The sequence below is a fragment of the Sulfitobacter sp. W074 genome (genome assembly GCF_025142275.1).
Classification (GTDB): Bacteria; Pseudomonadota; Alphaproteobacteria; order Rhodobacterales; family Rhodobacteraceae; genus Sulfitobacter; species Sulfitobacter profundi.
In genome coordinates, this window is record NZ_CP081130.1 from 974,530 (window position 1) to 997,549 (window position 23,020).

31 protein-coding genes and 1 tRNA gene are annotated in these 23,020 nt (G+C 59.8%); 11 read left to right on the top strand and 21 right to left on the bottom strand.

Translation table 11 applies throughout. From position 1 onward, the window contains the following. Positions 1–9: 9 nt before the first annotated feature. Entirely contained in the window at positions 10–1,383 is a 1,374-nt protein-coding gene (gene rimO / locus K3762_RS04775; RefSeq protein ID WP_132446843.1) for a 30S ribosomal protein S12 methylthiotransferase RimO, read from the bottom strand. A 62-nt stretch (positions 1,384–1,445) separates the two neighbouring features. Here rimO and K3762_RS04780 point away from each other — a divergent pair, with 62 nt between their 5' ends. The 6 genes from K3762_RS04780 (at position 1,446) to K3762_RS04805 (ending at position 6,750) form a co-directional block, all read left to right on the top strand. Further along, positions 1,446–3,386, top strand: a complete 1,941-nt coding sequence (locus K3762_RS04780; RefSeq protein ID WP_132446841.1) for an AsmA family protein — start codon at positions 1,446–1,448, stop codon at positions 3,384–3,386. A gap of 88 nt (positions 3,387–3,474) precedes the next feature. After that, on the top strand, positions 3,475–4,707 hold the full coding sequence (trpB, locus tag K3762_RS04785; protein ID WP_120350504.1) for a tryptophan synthase subunit beta: 1,233 nt from the start codon (positions 3,475–3,477) through the stop codon (positions 4,705–4,707). Between the two features lie 434 nt (positions 4,708–5,141). After that, a complete protein-coding gene (locus tag K3762_RS04790) occupies positions 5,142–5,390 on the top strand; it encodes a hypothetical protein (RefSeq protein WP_067625958.1) in 249 nt (82 codons plus the stop codon). Positions 5,391–5,440: 50 nt separating this feature from the next. Further along, positions 5,441–5,707: a hypothetical protein gene (locus tag K3762_RS04795; RefSeq protein WP_067625955.1), complete on the top strand. Its 267-nt coding sequence runs from the start codon at positions 5,441–5,443 to the stop codon at positions 5,705–5,707. Between the two features lie 39 nt (positions 5,708–5,746). Continuing rightward, positions 5,747–6,013, top strand: a complete 267-nt coding sequence (locus K3762_RS04800; protein WP_067625952.1) for a hypothetical protein — start codon at positions 5,747–5,749, stop codon at positions 6,011–6,013. 203 nt (positions 6,014–6,216) lie between these two features. Then, a complete protein-coding gene (locus K3762_RS04805) occupies positions 6,217–6,750 on the top strand; it encodes a LuxR C-terminal-related transcriptional regulator (RefSeq protein WP_067625949.1) in 534 nt (177 codons plus the stop codon). Between the two features lie 15 nt (positions 6,751–6,765). On the opposite strand, the gene K3762_RS04810 is transcribed toward K3762_RS04805, so the two are convergent. The 8 genes from K3762_RS04810 to trpA all read right to left on the bottom strand — a co-directional run bounded on the left by K3762_RS04810 (position 6,766) and on the right by trpA (position 13,427). Continuing rightward, positions 6,766–7,344 carry a DUF4893 domain-containing protein gene (locus K3762_RS04810; protein ID WP_120350507.1) on the bottom strand — a complete coding sequence of 193 codons (579 nt, stop codon included), beginning with the start codon at positions 7,342–7,344 and terminating at the stop codon, positions 6,766–6,768. Positions 7,345–7,346: 2 nt separating this feature from the next. Next, positions 7,347–7,730 carry a DUF2237 family protein gene (locus tag K3762_RS04815; RefSeq protein ID WP_120350508.1) on the bottom strand — a complete coding sequence of 128 codons (384 nt, stop codon included), beginning with the start codon at positions 7,728–7,730 and terminating at the stop codon, positions 7,347–7,349. Positions 7,731–7,746: 16 nt separating this feature from the next. Then, the gene (locus K3762_RS04820; protein ID WP_132446839.1) at positions 7,747–8,922 is read right to left on the bottom strand and encodes a serine hydrolase; all 1,176 of its coding nucleotides are present in this window, start codon (positions 8,920–8,922) and stop codon (positions 7,747–7,749) included. Positions 8,923–9,027: 105 nt separating this feature from the next. Beyond that, complete coding sequence (gene pth, locus K3762_RS04825) at positions 9,028–9,741, bottom strand: aminoacyl-tRNA hydrolase (RefSeq protein WP_132446837.1); 714 nt, start codon at positions 9,739–9,741, stop codon at positions 9,028–9,030. Positions 9,742–9,922: 181 nt separating this feature from the next. Next, positions 9,923–10,579, bottom strand: a complete 657-nt coding sequence (locus K3762_RS04830; protein WP_132446835.1) for a 50S ribosomal protein L25/general stress protein Ctc — start codon at positions 10,577–10,579, stop codon at positions 9,923–9,925. Between the two features lie 112 nt (positions 10,580–10,691). Continuing rightward, positions 10,692–11,333 (bottom strand): hypothetical protein, encoded by a 642-nt coding sequence (locus tag K3762_RS04835; RefSeq protein ID WP_240791681.1) that lies wholly within the window; start codon positions 11,331–11,333, stop codon positions 10,692–10,694. Beyond that, positions 11,306–12,496 (bottom strand): alpha-hydroxy acid oxidase, encoded by a 1,191-nt coding sequence (locus K3762_RS04840; RefSeq protein WP_132446833.1) that lies wholly within the window; start codon positions 12,494–12,496, stop codon positions 11,306–11,308. The genes K3762_RS04835 and K3762_RS04840 overlap by 28 nt, the downstream gene beginning before the upstream one ends. 139 nt (positions 12,497–12,635) lie before the next feature. After that, positions 12,636–13,427 (bottom strand): tryptophan synthase subunit alpha, encoded by a 792-nt coding sequence (trpA, locus tag K3762_RS04845; protein WP_132446831.1) that lies wholly within the window; start codon positions 13,425–13,427, stop codon positions 12,636–12,638. 154 nt (positions 13,428–13,581) lie between these two features. Between trpA and K3762_RS04850 the strand changes: the two genes are divergently transcribed. Both K3762_RS04850 and ychF read left to right on the top strand, forming a co-directional pair. Further along, positions 13,582–13,773 carry a hypothetical protein gene (locus K3762_RS04850; protein ID WP_067261693.1) on the top strand — a complete coding sequence of 64 codons (192 nt, stop codon included), beginning with the start codon at positions 13,582–13,584 and terminating at the stop codon, positions 13,771–13,773. Positions 13,774–13,832: 59 nt separating this feature from the next. Then, the gene (ychF, locus tag K3762_RS04855) at positions 13,833–14,930 is read left to right on the top strand and encodes a redox-regulated ATPase YchF (protein WP_067623025.1); all 1,098 of its coding nucleotides are present in this window, start codon (positions 13,833–13,835) and stop codon (positions 14,928–14,930) included. Positions 14,931–15,014: 84 nt separating this feature from the next. Here ychF and K3762_RS04860 read toward each other — a convergent pair whose 3' ends face one another. Continuing rightward, positions 15,015–15,317 carry a hypothetical protein gene (locus K3762_RS04860; RefSeq protein WP_132446829.1) on the bottom strand — a complete coding sequence of 101 codons (303 nt, stop codon included), beginning with the start codon at positions 15,315–15,317 and terminating at the stop codon, positions 15,015–15,017. 434 nt (positions 15,318–15,751) lie between these two features. On the opposite strand from K3762_RS04860, the gene K3762_RS04865 reads away from it, so the two are divergent. Continuing rightward, positions 15,752–15,841: transfer RNA gene (locus K3762_RS04865), tRNA-Ser, on the top strand. Between the two features lie 183 nt (positions 15,842–16,024). On the opposite strand, the gene K3762_RS04870 is transcribed toward K3762_RS04865, so the two are convergent. From K3762_RS04870 to K3762_RS04905, 8 genes are all read right to left on the bottom strand, one after another. After that, positions 16,025–16,267 (bottom strand): hypothetical protein, encoded by a 243-nt coding sequence (locus tag K3762_RS04870; protein WP_260011844.1) that lies wholly within the window; start codon positions 16,265–16,267, stop codon positions 16,025–16,027. An 85-nt stretch (positions 16,268–16,352) separates the two neighbouring features. After that, entirely contained in the window at positions 16,353–16,613 is a 261-nt protein-coding gene (locus K3762_RS04875) for a hypothetical protein (protein ID WP_260011845.1), read from the bottom strand. Beyond that, positions 16,610–17,089 (bottom strand): hypothetical protein, encoded by a 480-nt coding sequence (locus K3762_RS04880; RefSeq protein WP_260011847.1) that lies wholly within the window; start codon positions 17,087–17,089, stop codon positions 16,610–16,612. Before K3762_RS04880 ends, K3762_RS04875 begins: the two co-directional genes overlap by 4 nt. A 3-nt stretch (positions 17,090–17,092) precedes the next feature. Continuing rightward, positions 17,093–17,668: a hypothetical protein gene (locus K3762_RS04885; RefSeq protein WP_260011850.1), complete on the bottom strand. Its 576-nt coding sequence runs from the start codon at positions 17,666–17,668 to the stop codon at positions 17,093–17,095. Between the two features lie 113 nt (positions 17,669–17,781). Continuing rightward, a complete protein-coding gene (locus tag K3762_RS04890) occupies positions 17,782–19,017 on the bottom strand; it encodes a hypothetical protein (RefSeq protein ID WP_260011853.1) in 1,236 nt (411 codons plus the stop codon). A 298-nt stretch (positions 19,018–19,315) separates the two neighbouring features. Continuing rightward, positions 19,316–19,723, bottom strand: coding sequence for a hypothetical protein (locus tag K3762_RS04895; RefSeq protein ID WP_260011855.1), 408 nt, complete (start codon positions 19,721–19,723; stop codon positions 19,316–19,318). A gap of 103 nt (positions 19,724–19,826) precedes the next feature. Beyond that, positions 19,827–20,276, bottom strand: a complete 450-nt coding sequence (locus K3762_RS04900) for a hypothetical protein (RefSeq protein WP_260011857.1) — start codon at positions 20,274–20,276, stop codon at positions 19,827–19,829. After that, on the bottom strand, positions 20,276–20,551 hold the full coding sequence (locus K3762_RS04905) for a hypothetical protein (RefSeq protein ID WP_260011859.1): 276 nt from the start codon (positions 20,549–20,551) through the stop codon (positions 20,276–20,278). The genes K3762_RS04900 and K3762_RS04905 overlap by 1 nt, the downstream gene beginning before the upstream one ends. A 167-nt stretch (positions 20,552–20,718) precedes the next feature. On the opposite strand from K3762_RS04905, the gene K3762_RS04910 reads away from it, so the two are divergent. Continuing rightward, positions 20,719–21,591: a hypothetical protein gene (locus K3762_RS04910; RefSeq protein ID WP_260011861.1), complete on the top strand. Its 873-nt coding sequence runs from the start codon at positions 20,719–20,721 to the stop codon at positions 21,589–21,591. A gap of 223 nt (positions 21,592–21,814) precedes the next feature. After that, a complete protein-coding gene (locus K3762_RS04915) occupies positions 21,815–22,207 on the top strand; it encodes a transposase (RefSeq protein ID WP_409202469.1) in 393 nt (130 codons plus the stop codon). Positions 22,208–22,278: 71 nt separating this feature from the next. Here the strand turns inward: K3762_RS04915 and K3762_RS04920 are convergent, their stop codons facing one another. From K3762_RS04920 to K3762_RS04930, 3 genes are read right to left on the bottom strand one after another with little or no spacing between them, the layout of a single operon-like run. After that, positions 22,279–22,446 (bottom strand): hypothetical protein, encoded by a 168-nt coding sequence (locus tag K3762_RS04920; protein ID WP_260011865.1) that lies wholly within the window; start codon positions 22,444–22,446, stop codon positions 22,279–22,281. A 41-nt stretch (positions 22,447–22,487) separates the two neighbouring features. Beyond that, a complete protein-coding gene (locus K3762_RS04925) occupies positions 22,488–22,607 on the bottom strand; it encodes a phage terminase large subunit family protein (RefSeq protein ID WP_260011867.1) in 120 nt (39 codons plus the stop codon). Between the two features lie 29 nt (positions 22,608–22,636). Then, positions 22,637–22,963, bottom strand: a complete 327-nt coding sequence (locus tag K3762_RS04930; RefSeq protein ID WP_260011870.1) for a hypothetical protein — start codon at positions 22,961–22,963, stop codon at positions 22,637–22,639. Positions 22,964–23,020 lie beyond the last annotated feature (57 nt).

A 23,020-nucleotide genomic window follows, 5' to 3' on the forward strand; every position in this document is an offset into this window, starting at 1 on the left:
CGGGGGGCGTCAGGTGATCTGACGGCCCCAAAGGTCGTATTCGCCTGCTTCTTCGACTTCAACGGTGACGATATCGCCGACTTTGAGGTTCTGAATATCCTCGTCGATGAAAAGGTTGCCGTCGATCTCAGGCGCGTCGGCCTTGGTGCGGCAGGTGGCAGCGTCTTCGTCGATCTCGTCAACGATCACGTCGATGCGCTTGCCGACCTTGGCTGCGAGCTTGGCCTCGGAAATGGCCTGCGCCTTTTCCATGAAGCGATCCCAGCGGTCTTGTTTGACCTCTGGCGCGACATGGTCAGGCAGGGCGTTCGACCGCGCGCCTTCGACGTTTTCATATTGAAAGCACCCGACCCGGTCGAGTTGCGCCTCGTCGAGCCAATCGAGCAGGGTCTGGAACTCGGCCTCAGTCTCGCCCGGATAGCCGACGATGAAGGTCGAGCGTAGGGTAATATCGGGGCAGGTATCGCGCCATGCGGCGATCTCATCGAGGGTTTTCGACGCGGCGGCGGGGCGGGCCATGCGTTTCAGCACGTCCGGGTGGGCGTGCTGGAACGGGATGTCGAGGTACGGCAGCACCAGACCTTCGGCCATGAGCGGGATCAGTTTGCGCACATGGGGGTAGGGGTAGACGTAGTGTAGCCGCACCCATGCGCCCAAGCTGCCGAGGTCGCGCGCCAGATCGGTGATATGCGCGCGGTGGCCGCGATCTTCGGCGTGTTTGATGTCAACGCCGTAGGCGGAGGTGTCTTGGCTGATGACCAGCAGTTCCTTCACGCCATTGTCGACCAGCCGCTCGGCCTCGCGCATCACCGCATGTGCGGGGCGGCTTTGCAGGCGGCCACGCATGTCGGGGATGATGCAGAACTTGCACTTGTGGTTACAGCCCTCGGAAATCTTGAGATAGCTGTAGTGGCGCGGGGTGAGCGAGACCTGCTGCTCAGGCAGCAGGTCAATGAATGGATCCGGGCTGGGCGGCACCGCGCCGTGCACCGCGTCGAGTACCTGTTCATATTGATGCGGGCCGGTCACGGCGAGGATCTTGGGGTGGTGTTCGCGGATATAATCCGGCTCGGCCCCCAAACAGCCGGTGACGATCACCTTGCCGTTCTCGGTCAGCGCTTCGCCAATGGCGTCAAGGCTCTCGGCCTTGGCACTGTCGAGGAAACCGCAGGTGTTCACGATCACCGCATCGGCTCCGGCGTAATCGGGCGACACGCCATAGCCCTCGGCGCGCAGGCGCGTCAGGATGCGTTCAGAATCCACCAGCGCCTTGGGGCAGCCGAGGCTGACCATGCCGATTGTCGGCTGGCCGGGACGGGCGGGGTTGCTGATCTTCGCCTGTGGGGCGAGGTCGGGGCGCAGATTGGGTGGGTTTGTGCTCATGCATTGCGCTATAAGGCATGCAAGTGAGCGGGGAAAGAGCCGCCGGGCAGGAGGAGAGAGCCATGAGATGGATTATACGCGGTATCGGCGCGCTGTTGCTGATCATTGTGGTCATGCTGGGGTCGCTGTTCTTGCTGCCGGGTGACCGGATCGCGCGGATCGCAAGTGACCAACTCAGCCGAATGACCGGGCGCGCGGTGTCGATCACCGGCGATGTGGGCGTGACGCTCTGGCCGGTGTTGGGGGTGACGGCAGGCGGGCTTGAGGTCGGCAATGCGGATTGGACCGATAAGGGTGCGATGCTGACGGCGGCGAATGCGGCGATTGGGGTGGATGCGGGCGCGCTTTTGCGCGGTGAGATACGCATCACCAATATCGCGGCGCAAAGCCCGGTGATCCGGCTGGAGCAGCGCCGCGACGGGCGGGCGAGTTGGCAGTTCACCGACAGCAGCAGCGGTGCGCGGATTGAGACGCAGAGCGAACCGACCGCCAGCCGCCGCCGCCCCCTGAGCATTAAGAAGCTGACGGTGACCGATGCCACGCTGATCTATGACGCCGAAGGGGCCGATGTGCTGCGCTATGAAGGTGTCGATCTGGCGCTCGATTGGCCCGAGCGGGGCGGGGCCGCGGATATCACCGCCAGCATGGCCCCGGCGGGGGAGGCGGTTCAGCTTGCCGCGCGGATCGAAGGCTTTGCGGATTTTCTGGAGGGCGGCGTGCAGCCGCTGCGCGCGGATGTTGCGACGCGCGGGGGCGAAGTCTCTTTCGATGGGCGCGGATCGCTCAATGGCGCACTGGCGGGGGATCTGCGGGTCGATAGCCCCGATACGGCGCGGCTTCTGGCGTCTTTCGGGGCGGGCGGTGTCACGCTGCCACGGGGGTTGGGCCAGTCAGTCGATCTGCGCAGTGGGCTGACATTGACGGCGGATCGGCGTTTGGCGCTGCGCAATATCGCGGTGGACTTGGGCGGCAACAGCCTGACCGGGCAGGCCGATCTGGCGCTGAATGGCACGCCGCGCATCACCGCCAATCTGCGCACCGGGGCGTTGGACCTCTCGGCCCTGTCGGACGAAACGGCAGAGACGGGCGGCAGCGGCAGCCCGACAACGGCGGGTCTGGAGGGGTGGTCTCGGCAGGAAATCAACGCGGATTGGCTTGCGGCTTTCGACGGCGACATCGCGCTGAGCGCTGAGAGCATTGATCTGGGGCAACTCGCTCTTGGGCCCACACGGGCCGTGCTGCGCAACGACCGCGCGCGGATGGTGTTCGATCTGCAGGATATGAGCGCCTATGGCGGCAAGGTTGCCGGTGAATTCGTGATGAACAACCGCAGCGGCCTATCCGTGGGGGGCAAGCTGAGGGCGCAGGGCGTACAGATGCGCGACCTGTTGGAGGATACCGCCGGGGTGACGCGCTTTACCGGGGACGGAACTGCGGAGGTGTCGTTCCTCGGCTCCGGGCAGTCCGTAGATGCAATCATGCGCTCGCTCAGTGGGGCGGGGGTGCTGACCATGGGGCGCGGCACGATTGCCGGGATCGATTTGGATGCGCTCTTGGGCTCGGTCGATGCCGAGGGCGGCAGCACGGTTTTCGATTCCGTTGAGGCGACATTCGACATCGCCGGGGGCGTATTGCGCAATGACGATCTGCTGATGCTGCTGCCGAACTTCAACGCGACGGGGGCGGGCCAGGTCAATCTGGGCGCGCGCACTCTTGATTATACGGTCACCCCCAAGGCGCTGCGCGTCAATGCCGCGCGCGGCGGGCTGGCGGTGCCGGTGCGGATCACCGGGCCATGGGCGGACCCTGAGATCAAGGCCGATCTGCGCGCCGCGATCGACTTGAATTTCGCCGAGGAAAAGCAGCGGGCCGAGGATGTGGTGCGCCAGAAAATCCAAGAAGAGTTGAACATCGCACCGGATGACAGCCGCTCAACCGAGGATATCGTGAAGGATGAGTTGGAGAATGCGTTGAAACGCGAGCTGTTCAAACTCTTCGACTAGCCGCCGACCGCAGCCGCTTGGCGAAACTCATGGTGGCGCATGGGGGCGGGCTGCGGTAAGGCTGGCGCGACATTCTAGGAGAGGCGCAATGGCCAACGATCTTTTCAACAGCTTCATGACCGGCCCCGACGAACAGGGTCGTTTCGGCGATTTCGGCGGGCGCTTTGTCTCAGAAACGCTGATGCCGCTCATTCTTGAGCTAGAAGAGCAATATGAGAAGGCCAAGACCGACGACAGTTTCTGGGCCGAGATGCATGATCTGTGGACCCACTACGTCGGTCGCCCCAGCCCGCTTTATCACGCCGAACGGCTGACCGAGCATCTGGGCGGCGCCAAGGTCTATATGAAACGCGACGAGCTGAACCACACCGGCGCGCATAAGATCAACAACGTGCTGGGCCAGATTATTCTGGCGCGCCGCATGGGCAAGAAACGCATCATCGCGGAAACCGGGGCGGGCCAGCACGGCGTGGCAACGGCGACGGTCTGTGCCAAGTTCGGGCTGAAATGCGTGGTCTATATGGGCGCGCATGATGTTGAGCGTCAGGCGCCCAACGTTTTCCGCATGCGCCTGCTGGGCGCCGAAGTGGTGCCGGTGACTTCGGGCCGTGGCACGCTGAAGGATGCGATGAACGACGCGCTGCGCGACTGGGTGACCAATGTGCGCGACACCTTCTATTGCATCGGCACCGTGGCCGGGCCGCACCCCTATCCGGCGATGGTCCGCGATTTCCAAAGCATCATCGGCAAGGAAGTCCGCGAGCAGATGCAGGAGGCCGAGGGCCGTCTGCCCGACACGCTGATCGCCGCTATTGGCGGCGGGTCCAACGCGATGGGCCTGTTCTACCCGTTCCTTGACGACAAATCGGTGAACATCATCGGTGTCGAGGCTGGCGGCAAAGGCGTGAACGAAAAGATGGAGCATTGCGCCTCATTGACCGGGGGCCGCCCCGGCGTGCTGCACGGCAACCGCACCTATCTGTTGCAGGACGACGATGGGCAGATCCTCGAAGGCTTCTCAATCTCGGCGGGTCTCGACTATCCCGGCATCGGGCCAGAGCATTCGTGGCTGCACGACATTGGCCGCGCCAAATACGTCTCGATCACCGACCGTGAGGCGCTGGAAGCGTTCCAGCTGTCCTGTGCGCTTGAAGGGATCATCCCGGCGCTGGAGCCCAGCCATGCGCTGGCCCATGTGATGAAGATCGCGCCGGAACTGCCGAAAGATCACCTGCTGGTGATGAACATGTGTGGCCGTGGCGACAAAGATATCTTCACCGTCGCCCGGGCATTGGACTTCGACATGGGTGAATTCGCCTAAATCCGCTTCCGAATCTGATTAGAATTTGACGGGCCCGTGTGAAAACGCGGGCCCGTTTTTTTGGGCCGAAGCAAATCGCGCGATTTTCGCATAAACTTTGCGCCGGGGGCGAAGTTCTTTGCCGAAAAAGAGCGGAAAAACTTTCACATTGAGAAAAGACCCGCTAGCCTTCGCCTACGGCCCGCGCGCCTGCTCGCGAAGCTCTGTTTCGCCCATGCAGGCTTGACGCTAAGGCATCTTTCCCTCGTTTCTCGCTCTGCCATGGCGCCGTAAACCAAAGTTTATGACGCTCTTACAGGGGTTTAGATCGGATGATTTAAACCCGAGGCAGATAGCCAATCCCCCCTCGAATGCCCTTTTCCCTGTCATCCCAACGACGCCGCGTCACTGATGATCGGCTCGCAACCCACCCCGGGACTGAAAAGGAACACGAGATGAAAAACGCATTCGCAACCGCCGCACTGATCCTTGCCACAGCAGGCACAGCCGCCTTCGCACAGGGCATGGAAGGCCAACAGGTCGGTTATACCGCAGATAATGCAGACGCCGCCTATTCCACACGTAACGTCACATCCGACGCTCTGAGCTTTGACGATCTGCGCGCCGAGACACCTGCCGAAGCTACCGCAACCGTATTCGTCACAACCCAAGACGCACAAAAAGACGGCCGCTTCGTCCGCTAATCGCGAACGACGGCTCCTCCCCCAACTTTCCTCCCCGAAAGGCTAAGACTATGAAAAAGACACTCGCAACAACCGCCCTGATCCTCGCCACAGCAAGCACCGCTGCTTTTGCTCAAGGCATGGAAGGCCAGCGCATCGGCTACAACGACAAGACCGACAATGGTGTTTCCTACTCCAGCCGCAGCGAAGCTGTGGATGAGACCAAACTGGAAATCTTCAAAGACGGTATCCTGCGCGCCGAAGACCTGTCCGACGTGACCATCACCGTTTTCCCGACCGCGCAGAGCGACGCTTCGGTCAACCGCTTCCCGCGCTGATCACGGAGCGACCCCAACTTTCCCCCGAAAGGACACGACATGAAAAAGACACTCGCAACAACCGCCCTGATCCTTGCAACAGCAGGTTCCGCTGCTTTCGCCCAAGGCATGGAAGGCCAGCAAATCGGCTATAACGACAAAGCGGATGCAGGCGTTTCCTATTCCAGCCGCAATGACGCGGTCGACAATGTGAAACTGGACATCTTCAACAGCGGCACCTTCCGCGCCGAAGACACATCCGACGTCACCGTCACCGTCTTTCCCGCCGCGCAAGACGCTGCGAAAGTGAACAGCTTCCCGCGCTAAATGCGGGCTGATGCCAGTTAAGGCATTGCGCTAAAACGATCTTCCGGCCAGCGAAGCCTCCCTCAAACTGGCCTCAAGACAATGCACTCGCCCTTCGGGGCGGGTGCCAAATCACTAAGGGTTGATCATGGCGCATGGCCGCCATCCCTTGCACTTCGGTGTGCCGCGGTTAAATACGGCGGATACCAAGGCAAGGCTTCACCATGAATAATAAGAAAAAGATCGCACTGTGGGTTATCGCCGCTCTACAGTTTAACGCCACTGTCTATTTCGTGCTCGTTTTTGCACTGGAGGGTCGGGGCGTAACACTTTTTGGCACCCCTCTGGCTGACATCGGGCCGAACAAAGGGATCCAGGTTTTGGGTCTGATCCTTGGGGTCGTTCTGGGCTGGATGGCCCTGCGAATGAGCCTCCAGCGCGCCGAACGGGCAGAGACGGCGCTGCGTCATTGCACGGTGGAATTCGCTGACGTGCTCGAAGAACACTTTCGCGAATGGCACCTCACCCCGGCAGAGCGGGACGTGGCTATTTTCCTGACTAAGGGTTTGAATACACGAGACATTGCTGAGATGCGCGGCACTTCCGAAGGCACCGTGAAAGCGCAGACCAACGCGATTTACCGCAAAGCGGGCGTGACCGGACGGACCCAGCTTCTAAGCACCTTTATCGAAGACCTGATGGACGATGCGCTGATGCCGCGTCCGAAGTCGAAACTGCAGCTTTGCCACGCGGCCTAAGGGCGGCGTGGCGCCTTAGCGCGTTAGTTCCAGAATATCGAAATCGCTCTCAATAGCCGGTGACGGAAACAACAGCCGCGCCCGCGTGGGGCTGACCCGCTGAAAGACCGCCACGTCGCTTTGCACCTTGCCGCCAGAGGTGAAATCTTCGGGCAGGTCGGCATAATCGGGAGGTGTTTCGCCCCGGACATAGCCCACCCCAGCATAGATCGCACGGCCCGCGCGCAGGGTGATCTCCCCCCGCGTCAGTTGCGAGCCGGTAAGCTTTTCAAAGGTGAACCCGCGATCACTGGCGGTGAAGCGGCATTTGAACGGGGAATAGGCCACCAGCGGGCTGATCCCGCCAAGCTTGATCGTGCGGCAGGACCATTCCCCCTGCAAATCGGCGGAAAAGGCGACCTGTGGTTGCCCGGAGAGCGCGCGTGTCAGGGCCGCCACGTCCCCCGCTTCGCCCCCCGCCAAGCCCTGCATCATGGCATCGCCAAAGGCAGCGTCAAAGTTGTCCAGCCGGGCGCTATCGGCGGGGCGGAGCGTGGTTTCCGCCCATGCGGAGACAGGCAACAGCAGCAGAAGGGGCAGGAGGCGCAGGCGCATGATTATCCCTCGCTTTCGTCGATGGCATGGTCGCGCAGCACGTCCAGCGGCACAATATCGAGCGCGCGCAGATGCGTGGCGGCCAAGTGCACCCGCGGCGCGCAGCCCTCATCCGCGGCCTGCAAGAAACGCGCGGCACAAAGGCACCAAGGATCGCCCGGCTTGAGCCCGACAAAGCCGAATTCGGGGCGCGGGGTGCTTAGATCATTGCCGACATATTTCGAATAGGCCAGAAACTCTGCCGTCATCACCGCGCAGACCGTATGACTGCCCTGATCCTGCGCGCAGGTGTTGCAATGCCCGTCGCGAAAGAAGCCCGTCACCGGGTCGGTCCCGCAGATCACGAGGGGCTGGTTCAGGACGTTGATGCTGCTGTCGGGTGTCATATCTTCCCTTTCTGCCTTAGGTCCCGCCAGAGACGGAGGTCGCGATCTCGCGGAAAATCTCAATATTCTGCTCCGCCACCCCGGCCTCACGGAATTTACGGTCGGCGGCGTTGGTGGCGATGACGACATCGCGGGCGGTGTCGACATAGATGTACTGCCCATAGATGCCGCGCGCCATATATTCCCCCTCTGCCGCGCCCACGGGGATCCACCATTGGTAGCCGTATCCAATCTGGCCTTCCGCAGTGGGGGCGGTGGGGCTGGTCGAGGCTTGCACCCATTCTTCGGGCACGACCTGCTTGCCGTTCCATTGGCCACCTTGGGCAAACATCTGGCCAAAGCGGGCATAGTCGCGTGTGGTCATGTTCAGCCCGCCCAGCACGAAGGCAGTGCCTGAACCATCAACGATGTAATAGGGCGCATGTTCCAGACCCAAGGGCGCGATGACCTTTTCGCTCAGCAACTCCGGCACGCTGCGTCCGGTGGCCCCGCGCACCACCATGCCGATGACATGGGTGTCGATCGAGACATACTGCCACTGGCTGCCCGGCTGGGTGAAAGTCTCGGTCAATTCGGCAGTGAAGTCATCCAGCCTGCCGCCCAAGGCGACGACCCGGCCCATGCGGTTGATGTCTGAATCGTAGTCGAGATAGTCCTCGTCGAAGGTGACGCCGCTGGCCATATGCAGCACGTTGCGTAAGCTTGCCCCGTCATAGGCGCTGCCTCTGAGATTGGGCGCGTATTTCGTGACCGGATCGTCGAGGGATGCGATCTGCCCTTCCTCCAGCAGGATGCCCACCAGAGCCGAGAGATAGCTTTTCGCCACCGACCAGCTGATCCGGCGGTCTTCGGGGCCGGTGCCTTTGAAATAGTTCTCATAGACGATGGCACCGTCTTTCAGCACCACCAGCGCGGTCACGTCGCGCGCCGCGATCCAGTCGTCGACGGCATCGGGCAGTTCGGTCTCAGGGCCGTAGGCAAGTTCGCTGGTCAGCCCGTCCCCGCGCGAAATCGGGGCAGAAAGAAACGCGCCGTCCATATGGCTGAAGTTATGCACGATCTTCTCTTCGGAGAAGAGAGAGTTCACCGCCAGAAGCCGCTCAATCTCTTCGCGCTTCCAAAGTCCGATGACCACTGCCGCGACCAAAAGCGCGAGCAAGACCCGGCCAAGCCATTTTCCGAATGTACGCATGATGTCCCCCTGTTCAGTTTCAGTGAACCACGGCGCAGGGGCGGGGGCCAGCCCGACATTGCGTCAGTCAGGCTGGGCGTCAGGCTGAACGTCAGACTGGGGCGCTCAGCGAAAGCGGTGCATCAGCTTTTGCAGCGGCGATTGGGCCTCTGCCTCCGGCTCGGGCTTGCTGGGGACGGGCTTGCTGGGGGCGGGCTTTGGCTGTGCTTCGGCGGGTTTCTTTGGCCCCTTGCTGCCGGTGCCCGACCGTGGTGGGGCCACGCGCAGCGCCACGGCATTCATAAAGCGCCCGGTGTCGCCTCGCGCCAGATCGGCGGCCCCGTCCGAGACGCCGCGCAGCACATCGTCCAGCCAGCCTTCGTCCGCCTTGGGGAAGTCGCGCAGCACATAGCCCGCGACCGCGTCCTTGTGGCCGGGGTGGCCGATGCCCATGCGCACGCGGTCATATTCTGCCCCGATATGCGCGTGGATCGAGCGCAGGCCGTTGTGGCCCGCATGGCCGCCACCGGTCTTGCATTTCACGCGGCCCGGGGCGAGGTCGAGTTCATCATGAAAGACGATCACATCCGCGGGGTCGATCTTGTAAAACTTCATCGCCGCCTGCACCGATTGGCCAGAGTTGTTCATGAAGGTTTCAGGCTTAAGCAGCACCGCCCGGTCAGAGCCAAAGCGCCCCTCGCTGACACTGCCCTGAAACTTGCCTTTCCACGCGCCAAAGCCGTGGTCATCCGCGATGCGGTCCAGCGCCATGAAGCCGATATTGTGGCGGTTGCGGGCGTATTTCGCACCCGGATTGCCGAGGCCGACGATCAGTTTCATGGGCGGGGTCTCCTGTGGTTTCGCGGCAGTTTAACAAGCGGGGCAGGGGGATGGAATGGCCTGCTGTGTGCCGGGCTTTTTCGAAAATTCCGCGGTGATTTCATTTGAAGAAATCACCCCCTAAACGCAAAACGGGGCCGCGTGATGCGACCCCGTTCCAGCATTGCCTTGCGGCTGATGCTTATTCTTCACCGTCGGGCGGACCCATTTCGGTTGTCGGTACTTCGTCCGCTGCAGTCTCGTCTTCGTCGTCATCCGACGCGGCAAGGCCAGCAGGAGCCGAAATCGTGGCCACAACGAAGTCGCGGTCGATTGTGGGCTTGGCACCTTCGGGCAGGTCGACACGGCTGATGGTCGCGCTGTCGCCGATTTCGAGGCCGGTGATGTCCACGGTCACGTACTCAGGGATGTCCGCAGCCGTCACAACCAGTTCAACTTCCGGACGCACCAGAGTGAGCACGCCACCCTTTGTCAGGCCGGGGCATTCTTCTTCGCCTTTGACTTCGACGTTGATGAACAGGTTGATCTTGGTGGTCCGCTTCAGGCGCATCAGGTCGATGTGCGTGGGCAGGTCTTTGACAACATGGCGCTGAACGTCGCGGCAGATCACGCGAACGTCGTCGTGGCCTTCAACCTTGAGGTTGAACAAGGTCGCTTTGAAGCGGCCCTGACGCAGACGGGTCAGCAGCTTGTTGAACGGGATATTGATCGGCAGCGGCTCGTTGTCACCACCAAATACGATACCAGGAACCATGCCGTCACGACGTGCTTGACGAGCGGCGCCCTTGCCTGTCCCCGTACGTACCTGGGCTTCAAGATCAGGAATCTCTCCGGCCATTTTAGTCTCCAATTGATTAGGGCGGGAATCCTCCAAGGCTGTATTCCCGCGTGAAGCCGCGCGTATAGACCGGTTTTGCCCGGCTGGAAAGGGCAAAAGGGCAGCGGGGGCGCTATTCCTGCGGGGTCTGCAGGTAGCCACCCTCTGCCATGAGGCGGTCATAGAGAGCGAACTCCTTGGCGCGCGCGGTGCGGAGCCGAGATTCGACCTCGCCTGACAGGGGTGCGGGCAGATCGGGGGAGACGTTCTTGGGCTTCAGCTTGACCTCGCGCCCCAGCCTGTCGGCCAGAAAATCGCGAAAGGCCGGCTGGCGTTCATAGGCAAAGAGGTGCTGCACCAAAAGGTCATCTTGGTTCGAGGTCAGAAAGTCAAACTGGCTGCCGATCTGCGCGCGCGGCGGTGGCGCGTCAGAGATCACTTCCAACGCGTACGCCTCGAAGGTCAGCCCCTTGGTGCTGAGCTTCTTGCCATCCAGCCGGGGCTGGCTGCGGTAGCGGTACCAGCTTCGGATCTGCTCTACGGGATCGCGCATCACGGCCAAGGGTTCGGGCGAGGCTGAAAAGGTCTCTTGCAAAAAGGGCAGCACGCGGCGCCGATAGCGCAGCGCGGTCAGATGCTTGCGGCTGCGCGAAAAGACGATCTCGGCCTCGGGTTTCAGCGCCATTTCAACGGCGGTGGTCCCGGTTTTCGGCGTGGCGAGAAAGGTGAGGTTGCGGTTGAGAAAGATCAGCATTTGCCCGGATCGCGCGGCCATTCCTGCCAGTCGCCGCCGAAATTACGCGGGATCAGCAGATTGTGCCGCCCGAGGTTGGCGATTTGGGTTTCCCCGCAAAGCGCCATGGTTAGGTCCAGCTCGCGGTGGATCACCTCAAGCGCCCGGGTCACGCCCGGTTGGCCCATCGCGCCCAGCCCATAGATAAAGGCGCGGCCGATGTAGGTGCCTTTGGCGCCCATCGCCATGGCTTTGAGCACGTCCTGACCCGACCGGATGCCGCCATCGATGTGGACTTCGATCTGGTCGCCCACAGCGTCGAGGATTTCGGGCAGCATGCGGATCGAACTCAGCGCCCCATCCAACTGTCGCCCGCCGTGGTTGGAGACGATGATCGCATCTGCCCCGACTTTGAGCGCCATCCGCGCGTCTTCGGCATCCAAGATGCCCTTGAGGATCACCTTGCCGCCCCATTGCTCTTTGATCTTGGCGATCTTGTCCCAATCAAGCGAGGGGTCGAACTGTTCTGCCGTCCATGCGCCAAGGTCGGCGTTGTCGGTCACCCCATGCACATGGCCGACGATATTGCCGAAATGCCGCCGCTTGGCGCCCAGCATCTCGCGGCCCCAGCCCCATTTGGTGGCGAGGTTGGCGATTGTTTTGGCTGTCAGTTTTGGCGGGGCAGAGAGGCCGTTTTTCAGGTCCTTGTGCCGCTGCCCGAGGATTTGCAGATCAAGCGTGATCACAAGAGCCGAGCATTTGGCATCCTTAGCGCGCTGGATCAGTCGGCTAACATAATCCTGATCGCGCATGGTATAGAGTTGAAACCAAAAGGGTTTCGTCGTCGCCTCGGCCACATCTTCGATGGAGTTGATTGACATGGTCGACAGGGTGAAGGGCACGCCAAAGGCCTCTGCCGCGCGGGCGGCTTTAATCTCCCCATCCGCGCATTGCATGCCGGTCAGCCCAACCGGAGCAAGTGCCACCGGCATGGCCACATCTTCGCCGATCATCTGGGTTGCTGTGCTGCGGCCCGACATATCCACCGCGACCCGCTGGCGCAGACGAATTTGGTCAAAGTCGCTGCTATTCTCGCGAAATGTCTGTTCTGTCCAGCTGCCCGATTCCGCGTAGTCGTAAAACATCTGTGGGACGCGGCGTTTGTAGATGCGTTTGAGATCGTCGATGCTGGTGATGACGGGCATGGGCCACCTGTGCTGAATGGGTTAACTTTTGGTAGCAACTGGCGGGGGGCTTGGCAATTGGGAAGGCCGCAGCAATGAAAAAGCCCGCGCGGCCAGTGGGGCAGCGCGGGCTTTTGGTCATTGCTTGAGGCGAAGGGGTTTACGCTGAATGCGCGCCGTCGGCGAGCGTTTTGACGAAGGCCAAAACATCCTCGGGGCTGTCGCCATTGGCGATACGGTTCACGATGGCCGAACCGATCACCACGCCGTCTGCCACTTCGGCGATGGCGCGGGCTTTTTCAGGGGTGTTCACGCCAAAGCCCACGATCACGGGCAGGCCGCTGGCCTTTTGGATGCGCTTAACCTCGGGCGAAACATCCGCGGCATTCGCCTCGGCCGAGCCGGTGATGCCGGTGATTGAGACGTAGTAGACAAAGCCAGAGGTGTTTTGCACCACGCGCGGCAGGCGTTTGTCATCCGTGGTCGGCGTGGCAAGGCGGATGAAGTTCAGACCGGCATCCTGCGCGGGCAAGCACAGTTCGATGTCTTCTTCGGGCGGCAGGTCGACCACGATCAACCCGTCGATCCCGGCGTTTTTGGCTTCGGTTAGGAATTTCTCAACACCCATGGAATAGATCGGGTTGTAATAGCCCATCAGCACGATCGGGGTCGTGTCGTCATTCTCGCGGAAAGCGCGGACCATTTCCAGTGTGCGGGCCAGCGTCATGCCTGCCTCAAGGGCGCGTTGTCCGGCAAGCTGGATCGTCGGGCCGTCGGCCATTGGATCGGTGAAAGGCAGGCCAAGCTCAATGATATCCACCCCGGCGGCGGGCAGGCCGCGCACGATCTCTAGCGAACGATCAAAATCCGGGTCACCGGCCATCACATAGGACACAAACGCCTTTTTGCCGCGGGCGCGGAGGTCTTCGAATTTGGCGTCGATACGGGTCATGTGGCTTGCCTCATTTGGTGCTTTCCTCGGCAATGCCGAATGTCGCGGTGAAAATCAATCCACCGTGGGGCAGGGGGCGGCAAAATTCCCCTATCAGGGGCGCGTGGCAGGCCGCGCCCTTCCATTTTTCCGAAAGCCGCCTATCTCATGGCGCATGAACTATGTACTCGCCCTTTTCCTGCCGCCGCTGTCGATCCTGTTGATCGGTCGGCCGATCCTGTCCATCGTGGTCTTCCTGATCTGGCTGCCCGCGATCATCTTTTCAGGTGGGCTGACACATCCGATGTTTATCCTGCTGGCTTGGATCTTGATCTATCAGGCGCATCAAGACCGCCGCGCGCGCTGAGCCTTGCGCTTTGCGCCCGCTACCCCTAACACACGCGCAGCTTTTATAGGGGTATCGTCATGGGTTTCAAAATGGGCATCGTCGGTCTGCCGAACGTCGGCAAATCGACCCTTTTCAACGCGCTGACCCGCACCGCAGCGGCACAGGCGGCGAATTTTCCGTTCTGCACGATCGAGCCCAATGTCGGCGAAGTGGCCGTGCCCGACGCGCGGCTCGACACGCTGGCCGAAATCGCCAAGTCGAAAAGCATCATCCCAACACGCATGACCTTTGTCGATATTGCTGGTCTGGTGAAGGGCGCGTCGAAAGGCGAAGGCTTGGGCAACCAGTTCCTCGCCAACATCCGCGAAGTCGACGCCATCGCCCATGTGCTGCGCTGCTTTGAAGACGGCGACGTGACCCATGTCGAAGGCCGCGTGGACCCGGTGGCGGACGCCGAAACCATCGACACCGAACTGATGCTGGCCGACATTGAAAGCATCGAGAAGCGTTTGCAAAACATCGTGCGCAAAGTGCGCGGCGGGGACAAGGAAGCGGTGCAGCAGGAGCGTCTAATGCGCATGGCGCTTGAAGCATTGGAAGCTGGCAACCCCGCGCGTGTGGTCGAGGTCGACGAAGACGACGCCAAAGCGTGGCGTATGCTGCAATTGCTGACCACAAAGCCGGTGCTCTACGTCTGTAACGTGGGCGAATCCGAGGCCGCCGAGGGCAACGCCCATTCCGCCAAAGTGGCCGAGATGGCCGCAGCGCAGGGCAATTCGCACGTGGTGATCTCTGCCCAGATCGAAGAGGAAATCAGCCAGCTTGAGGCCGAAGAGGCCGAGATGTTCCTCGAAGAAATGGGCTTGAAAGAAGCTGGCCTCGACCGTCTGATCCGCGCGGGCTATGAGCTTTTGCATCTTGAGACCTATTTCACCGTTGGTCCTAAGGAAGCACGGGCTTGGACAATCAAAACCGGCACCTCGGCGCCCAAAGCAGCGGGCGTTATCCATGGCGATTTCGAGAAAGGTTTCATTCGCGCCGAAACCATCGCCTATGATGATTTCGTAGGCCTCGGCGGGGAAGGCCCCGCGAAAGAGGCGGGCAAGATGCGCGCCGAAGGCAAAAGCTATATCGTCAAAGACGGTGACGTGCTGCACTTCCTGTTCAACACCTGATCGATTTCGCAGGGGTCTTTGACCCTGCCAACAAAAAAGCCCGACAGCTTGCGCTGCCGGGCTTTTTTTGCGGGAGGTGACAGCTTATTTGCTGTCGTTGCCCGGGCCAAAGCCACCGTAGACATAGCCTTCACCGGGGCTGCGCAGGGCGTTGCGCGTGCTCATCACGGTGTCGCGGTTCTTATCGGCGTCGGCGGTGTTCAGCATGATGTCATTCGCTCTGGTCGAAGCGTTCGGGTTCCGCATGCGGTCATTGTTGCCATAGACATCGGCTGTCTCAGCAGTCACCGAGGTGTTGAGAAAAATGTCGTTGTAGCGGGTGGAGTTGTCGGCAACGGCAGCGGTGGAAATCAAAGCGGCGGCGGCGGTGGTCATAATAAGTTTCATAATGTGTTCCTTTGGTTTTCTCTTAAATCGCGTCATTGCGATGTCATCGTTTGTGGTGAAGTAACGGGTGTCCGGTCATGAAAGTTTCGCCCCTGCAGCGAGATTGGGTGCGATCTGGGGCATTTGAGCGGCGCAGGGATCGGTTTTCGCGGAGATATATGTTATATTTCAATTGGTTATCGTGATTGCCGCGGCGTTTCACAAGTCATTCACGCTCCTGTGTTAGTTGCTACAGCCGCTCCCCATGCCCGGGAAACGGCCTCATACAAAGCAGCGCAACAGCCATCTTTCTGCAAAGCAGCACGACCAAGCGCGCTTCACGGCGGCTCGGCCTCGCACGCCAGCCAGATGAAAAGAAACCAACCTAGAAAAATGCAGAAATACCTGTGAATTTCGCCTTGTCACCCGGGCGCGACCTCTCTAAACGGGTCGACGGAGACGTGGCCGAGTGGTCGAAGGCGCTCCCCTGCTAAGGGAGTAGGCCCGGAAGGGTCTCGAGGGTTCGAATCCCTTCGTCTCCGCCACAACCCTCTGAAAATGTTTGATAATCACAACAACACAGGGGTGCTGTGCTTCATGCAAGGGAGTGGGCCTGCGTTCATGTGTACGCGTTCGTATGATTTATGTCGGAGTTCAGCCGGTTTCAGTTGACCCTGAAATCAGCCCCTGAGAGAATCAAAAAACCCGGCGCGATGGCCGGGTGTCTATTATGCGAAGTTGAACTCACCATTCTCGTGAGCTTCATACCCTATGAAGTCTTGCGGTAACGGCTCCAAGGAGGTCGCGCAGGTTCTAAAAATATCAACTGCGATACAGAGGTCGTGCTTTCTGGAGTTCTTCTCAAGATCGAATAGGAAATTCTCGTAATCCGCAATATCTTGGACCTCTTCGATCTGTCGCTCCAGACGGTTGCGCGCGATGATCTCTTCTCTGGTGCTTGTGTCTGTCATGCTGGTCTCCTGCTTCTGTTTGCCTGTGCATTCATCTTAGCATATCAAAATGAAAACCCCGGCACGGTGGCCGGGGGTAATACTCCTAGATCTGGGCGGGCAGGACTTTGCGGTCTGCGCCTTTGATGCCACTCATCGGATCAAGTCCGCGACACCCATTCGACCAAAAGCGCGCCCAGCGTTTCGCGTGCGCGTCGGTCTTCACCTCATCATATGCGCGACGGACATAGTCAGCCATAAGCGCCTCGATCCTGTCGATCTTTTCGCCGGTTTCCGCTGCGTGCAGCGTAGGTGTCAGATCTTGGTAGGATGGACCGGTTGGCTCGGTTGTCTTCTTCCTGCTCATGCTGCGATCCTCGCCGGGTTGATACGCGTGCCGTTCCAGAACAAAGCGCCCTGATCCATATCGAATACCTCGGGCATCTCGCGCAGCTTGTTGAGCACCCTCGTGCGGATGGCTAGCGATGGGCTGGAAATCTGGCTGTCGATCTTATCCCGATCATAGCTAACCAGGCTGGCGATGACTTCCAGGATGATCTCGGAGATCCCTCGATTTACAGTGTCATCCATCCAGCGGCCCGGGGCGTAGTGCTCAAAGGCTGCCCTTGCGCCACCCTGATGGAAATAGATCCAGTCCACCTCTGCGCCGTTGATGTGGACAGCGTATATGTCGCGCCATTCATCCTGGTTTGAGTTCAGCCTTGAGGCCTCGCGCTTCATATCTTGGGGGGCGGTCAGACGATTGGTCGCGAGGGAGAGGCGCTTTCGCACCTCCCCCGGCCATGTAGTTTTGGTTTGGGTTATCTTGATGAGTTCGATCATCGCTCAGCCCTCCACCAGTTCATCATGGAAGCCATTCAAGGTGCATGACAGGCAATCTCCTGAGTCACCTTCGCAGAGGCAGTGGTGCTTCGTCCTATCGTATGTCTCACCGCAGCAATCGCATGTGAAGAACTTCTCAGGGAGGTTCTCGCGCGATCCATTGCAGATCGCCGCGTGATCGCTCAGTTCCTTTATTAGGTCATCGAGTCGACGTTCGAGGCGCGCGCGCTCATCTGCTTCGCTGCCCACCTTGCGGATCATCAAGGATGCGACAGCGGCCTGCGCCTTAGCCCCCCGGATGGTGTCTTCGTGCTCCGGCAGGGTTGTGTTGTGCTGGCCGTTGTAGATGCTCAGGCTGGCGATGTAGACCCTCTCGGCGCTAAAATGCAGGATGCTTGCCATATCGAACAGAACCTCATCGAGCAATTCCTCATTGCCTGTCGGAACAGTTCGGTTATCGAAGTAGATATCCGCACCGGCCTTACGGAGGTGGCGAACGATCTTGCGCGTGTTGAGCATCATTGCGCTGAACCCGGGCATGATCATTTGCATGCGGATATTTGCTACTGTTTTCGTCATTATCTTGTCCTTGTTGGTTGTTGGCCTTTGGCCTTATTGGCCGCTGCCTTTTCTTCTTTTCACTCACCCTCTTTGGGTGCTGACCCCGGCAATCGCCGGGGTCTCTCTTGGCCTTATGAGCTGAACTTGAAGACCTGCAGGGCTTCCATCATGTCGCGCACGATCGGCGGGGTGGTGAGGTAAGAGCGCGGGCGGTAGAGGCGCATGTGACGGCACATGCGGGCGATAGAGCGGCGGTCGCTGCCCTGGCGGCGCAGATCGCTATCATGAACTTCGGCGTGCATCATCTGGGGTGTGTGAGCGTGCAGGGTGGGGGAGGCGATCATCCGGCCATCGATCCAGTGCTGGGTATGGATTTCCACTGGCGCATCGATCATCTCAGACACATCGCGCACCAGATCCTGCAGGCCCTCCATAGCGAATTGGAGGTTCTCGAAGTCATCAGGATGCAGAGCGAGGAAGGGCGTGAAGGTGCCATCGGAATTCGGGACACTGACCGAGATAGTCATGCGATGACCCTCATGGCTCAGATGGCTCAGCCCAAAGCTGCTAAAGAAATAATCGGAGAGCTCTGCCTCGGCCAGCTCGGCCTCGGTGAACTCGCCATCAATGTCGGCGGGCAGAGGGCAGATCTCCTGAAACTCTTCCCAGCTGATACCGAAGTTGCTTTCTTCGTTTTTCGCATCGGTTTCAGCGGCGACCGGCATCGGCTCTTCCACCTCATAGATCGGGCAGCGAGCGACAAACTCATCTGGCATCTCGCGAAACAGACTGAGCAAAGATTCGTGGATCCTGTAATCTACCTCTGGGCGATAAGCGAAATAGATCGAGCAAAGCTTTACTGAGGGACGATCGAAGTGGTCCTCTGGTGCGACGATGATCTCAAGCTTGCCGTCTGCGTGCTTGTGGACCTGAGCGTGGACGCTGGTTTTCTCGCCGATCTTGTGAGCCTTGCAGGCCACATCTGCGGCAGCCTCAGCGGCGGCGGCAAAGTCGTAACCCTCAAACATGTCTGTCGTGGCCGCTTCCAGGCTCTCGATCTTCGTGACGCGGAAAGCGGTGTGGCGCGGCATGAAAGGTTCCTCGGCTTCAAGCGCCTGAGCGATCAGCTGCTCCATCACTTCGAGAGACATGGAGGGGCGGACCTTGCAGACCGTCAAGGCAGTCTCGCCCAAGGTGCCGGCTTTCCCAGCGTAGACGCTGCGAACCCCATCCTCATCGCGGTAGATGTAGGCGCAGACATTGACGGGCACATCATCGATCTGCGCGTCGATGGACATCTCGCGAGTTGCGCGGATGGCGGTAGCGGCCTTTTTGGCGGCGGCGATATAGTCGTTTTTCGTGAGCATGTTGTGTTCCTTTGTTCTGCTCTTCGTCGATGCGATCCCCGCAAATTCTCATTTCGCTTCACCTGAATATCGTATGATTTTGTATGAGGCAATACAGAAAACGGACATGTGGGACATTTATTTGCGAAAAAGCGAAAAGGCCCAGCCTTTCGGCTGAGCCTTGCGCCTGCATCACGAGGCAGAGGAAAGAAATCCTCGCTGCAGCTGCTGAGGTTTTTGCGACATGGGGCGCGGGCACTCAGAGCTTATCCGTCTTACCTCATCACTATAGCATGGCTATGTGAAAAGCTTCGCAGTGTCAGCAGCCCAGATCGCAGATGTCAGACATCAGCGCGTAGACCATGATCCGCTCTGGCGCGAGGTGCCGGCGGACATCCGGATCTTTGCCAAGTTCATCGATATGGAGGAGCGCGAAGATGACGCGATCCTGGTCGACAAGAGACAGACCGTGATCCCCTGACATCGCATGGCGCATCTCTTTCAGAGCCTGATCGGTCAGGCCCGGGATCTTGAGGTCGACAGAGGTCTGGCGCTGGCGGCGCAGGTTGATGATAGATGTGGCTGCCGTCTTGGCGGCTGTGCGCAGGTCTTCAGGGAGTGTGGGGAAGGCTGGGCTGATGTCGCTCAGCATCGTGACCACCGCCTGTTCAGCATCACGGCACAGCGCCTCAGAGATCGACGGATCGATGGCGCGGCCAGTCTGCACCAGAGATCATCGATCTTCTCAGCTGTGGTCTGGGTCTTCTTGCTTTTCATGATATTCCCCCGAATGTAATGGGCGCCCGATCTGGCCGGGCGACCGGATGTCGTCAGCCGAAGAGCATCTCATCGACTATGTCGTTGATCGGATCATCGGTGTAGTCATGATGATCATCATTGAAGAGCTCGATCAGCAGATCCGGCGTCATCGCCAGCACCCTTTCGGCAGTGGCATGCGGGTCCGCATGGATGTGGGCCACATCGGCCGAGGTGAGCGCGATCGGCAGGATCTCGAGACCCTCTGGCGGCGTGTCGAACTCGCTATCTCCGCAGAGCACAACCCACTCAGAAACCTCCTCGCTCTCGGCGCGGTAGATCAGGAGCCAGTCAGGATATTCGGTGGCGCAGGTTGGCACAGCAGAGAAGGCCCTGATCTCGCGATTGATCTCGCGGCTGATCCTGTCGGCGATGTCGTTCACCTCTTCAATCTTGCGGGCTTCGGACGTGGTGCGCAGCTCTGCGGGCAGCGGGCGGAAGTGCGGCTTGAATGTGCTGAACATTACACCAACCCTCCCACAATGAGACCCGCGGCCAGCTTGCGTGGCGGTGTGCTGAGCGCGAAATTGGTATTAGCGTCACCGTCAGCCAGACGTTGGATCGCCGGGCCATCGATGGATTTCAGATCGTCATCTGTCAGATAGATGCAAACCAGATCGCTCTTGATGGTTGTCAGCGCTAGGCAGCGCGGATTGGTAGGTGCGCGATCGCGGGTCTCGGACAGCAGGTTCGTCAGATCGTCGATCTTATCGATCATTTTTGGGGTGTGCTTCGTCATGTTCCGTCTCCTTTGGTGTTTGGCGATTATCACCTCCCTGCCATCTGCATATCGTATGATGTTGTATGATTAAATGTTAAGATGAGACAAAAGGGACATTCCTGATTGATGTGTCACATTTGCCGCGATACAACCGGCATAAATACCGGAACAAGGAGACCAAAATCATGAAGATGACGATGACAACTGAGGAGTTCGAGGCGGGCTGCAAGGCGCTCGTGAAGAACCGTGGGCACGGCTGGATGAGCGATGCAGCGAAGGCCCTCGGCGTTTCTCGCAAGACCATCACGCGCGCCGTAAACGATCAACCCACGGCCTCGATCTCAGGCAAGCTCACAGCGGCCCTGGAAGCGGCACCTATCTGCGATTGGGTTGAGGGTGCTATGCCGGATGCAGGCGCCTGGGCAGTTGGCGAGCCTGAGGGTGGGCGTCGCGAAGAGGCGATCTTGGGTGAGGCTGTGGTCACACATCTGCACACGCCGATGATGCTCATGCATGTCACCCTGCGCCGCGGCAAGGATGAATTAGGCCAGCAGAAAGTAACGATCGCCACACGCTGGATCGATGAACCCTCAAGCGATGCGCGACGCCGTGATCTTGTAGAACGTGCCGAGGCGCGCGGCCGTGCCTTTGCCACCAAGGTTGTCGCGGCACATGCTGAGCGGGAGCGCCGTGAGCGGCTCCTGGCCGCGGCTCAGAAGGCCTCCGGGATGGATCGGGGAGAGCTTGACCTGCTGAGCGATGCACAGCTGATCTCGGCGAAATCCACAGCCACACCGGCTGAACTGCACGCAGCCAAGAAGTCCGTCAAGGATGCAATACAGGCTTCCCACGATGAGATGCGCGAGAAGAGCCCTGAAGTGCGTCTGGCGTTTCGTGAGGGGGTGGATACGGGCAAGCGGATACAGATGCTGGTCATGCAGGAAACGGCAGAGATCCACGCGGATGCAGACATCGCAGCATTGATCTGGGCGCGCTATGTGGCGCAGACCGGCATGGCCGCGGCATCGACCCGGCGTGGCGGAAGAGAGGGGAAGTGAAAGAAGAGAAGTAAGCGCCGTCCCCGTCCCATTGATTTCCACGGTTCCGTTACGCTGATGGAGCGGCGAGTTTCTCTCTGAGCATTCAGAAGGAGATGTTGATGGCGGATGGCGGGAATGGGTTTGACCGCTTCATTGAGGTTGTGCCGCGGACACACGTGGATATCGGCGGTGGCCAGATGATGTGACGGCCCGGATTGTAGCCGAGAGCTTTCAGCCCGGTGTGCGGGTGGTGGATGTCGCGCGACAGCACGGCTTGGCTGCGCATCAACTCTCCGAGTGGCGGCGGCGGGCACGCCAGGGGGAGCTGGTCCTGCCGGCGGACGCCATGGCCGGGGTAGCTGCTCCAGGCAGCGCTGAAGGCGGCCGCACGCATATCAGCGTCGGATTGTTTCCAGTCGATAAGGCCGAGAACGCCATCACTAGGATTGCTATCCCCGTGATATTGGCGGCCGTCGCCTGTGGTGATGACGCAGACCACCATCCGCGTGTCTTTCAGATCAGTGTATTGAACGTCGAAGATTTGAGCCGGGGGCGAGAATCCCCAATCAACATTGATGTCAACGCAGATCTCTCTGATCAGCTTATTCTTGTTCTTCTTCTTTGCCATATTTAGGCCTCCTGTTGGATTTACTCAGATTAGCATGCCGGACCCGAAGGCCCGGCAGTGTCAGGGCGTGATCACCATCAATCTCTCGGATCGTATTCCGCCCAATCCTCTTCAGACTTCCACTCATCAGGAACGCGATCATCAAGCGTCACAACTTGATGTTTCCAGAACTTCCTTTCTGGGTGCGTTATGCGGAAAATCGCACTGCGAGCATGGGAATTTAGTTTCACATCTGCGTATGTCATTCGGGTCTCTGCTCATTGCATTGAGGGTGGCCTTCGTCCCCTTAACCACAATCAACGATCTCGACAGAGATCCTGCTTTCAGCGATATCAACATAAGCGGTGATGAACTTCACGCCGTCCGGCATGGCGTTAGTCTCGCGTGGATTTCCGGTCTTCAGCATCTTAGGTTCTCCTACATTTCTCGATCAGATTAGCACGCCGGGCCCGTAAGCCCGGCGCTGTCAAGCTTAGGCGTCGTCGAGGTCGAACGCTGCGACCCAGCGCTCATCTTTGACTTTCTTCGACCGCTCAGGGCACCACTCATCGCGCAGGAAAATCGGCATGCGGGTCGTGATGCCACTTCAGGATGGACCAGCATCAGCATCTGAGAGGGGTCATCAGCACGCGTGCGCAGCAAGTTCATCGCGTATTCGTCGGGCCCCTTCATCGCGACGCCCACAGTCACATCAGCAAGGCAGATCGACTGGTGATAATGACCCATCAGGATGTGATCGATATCGATGCCCAGGCTCGACATACTTTTGAAGACCTTCAGTGTGCCGCGGGCCGATCGGGCCGATGATGCTGTCGCCGC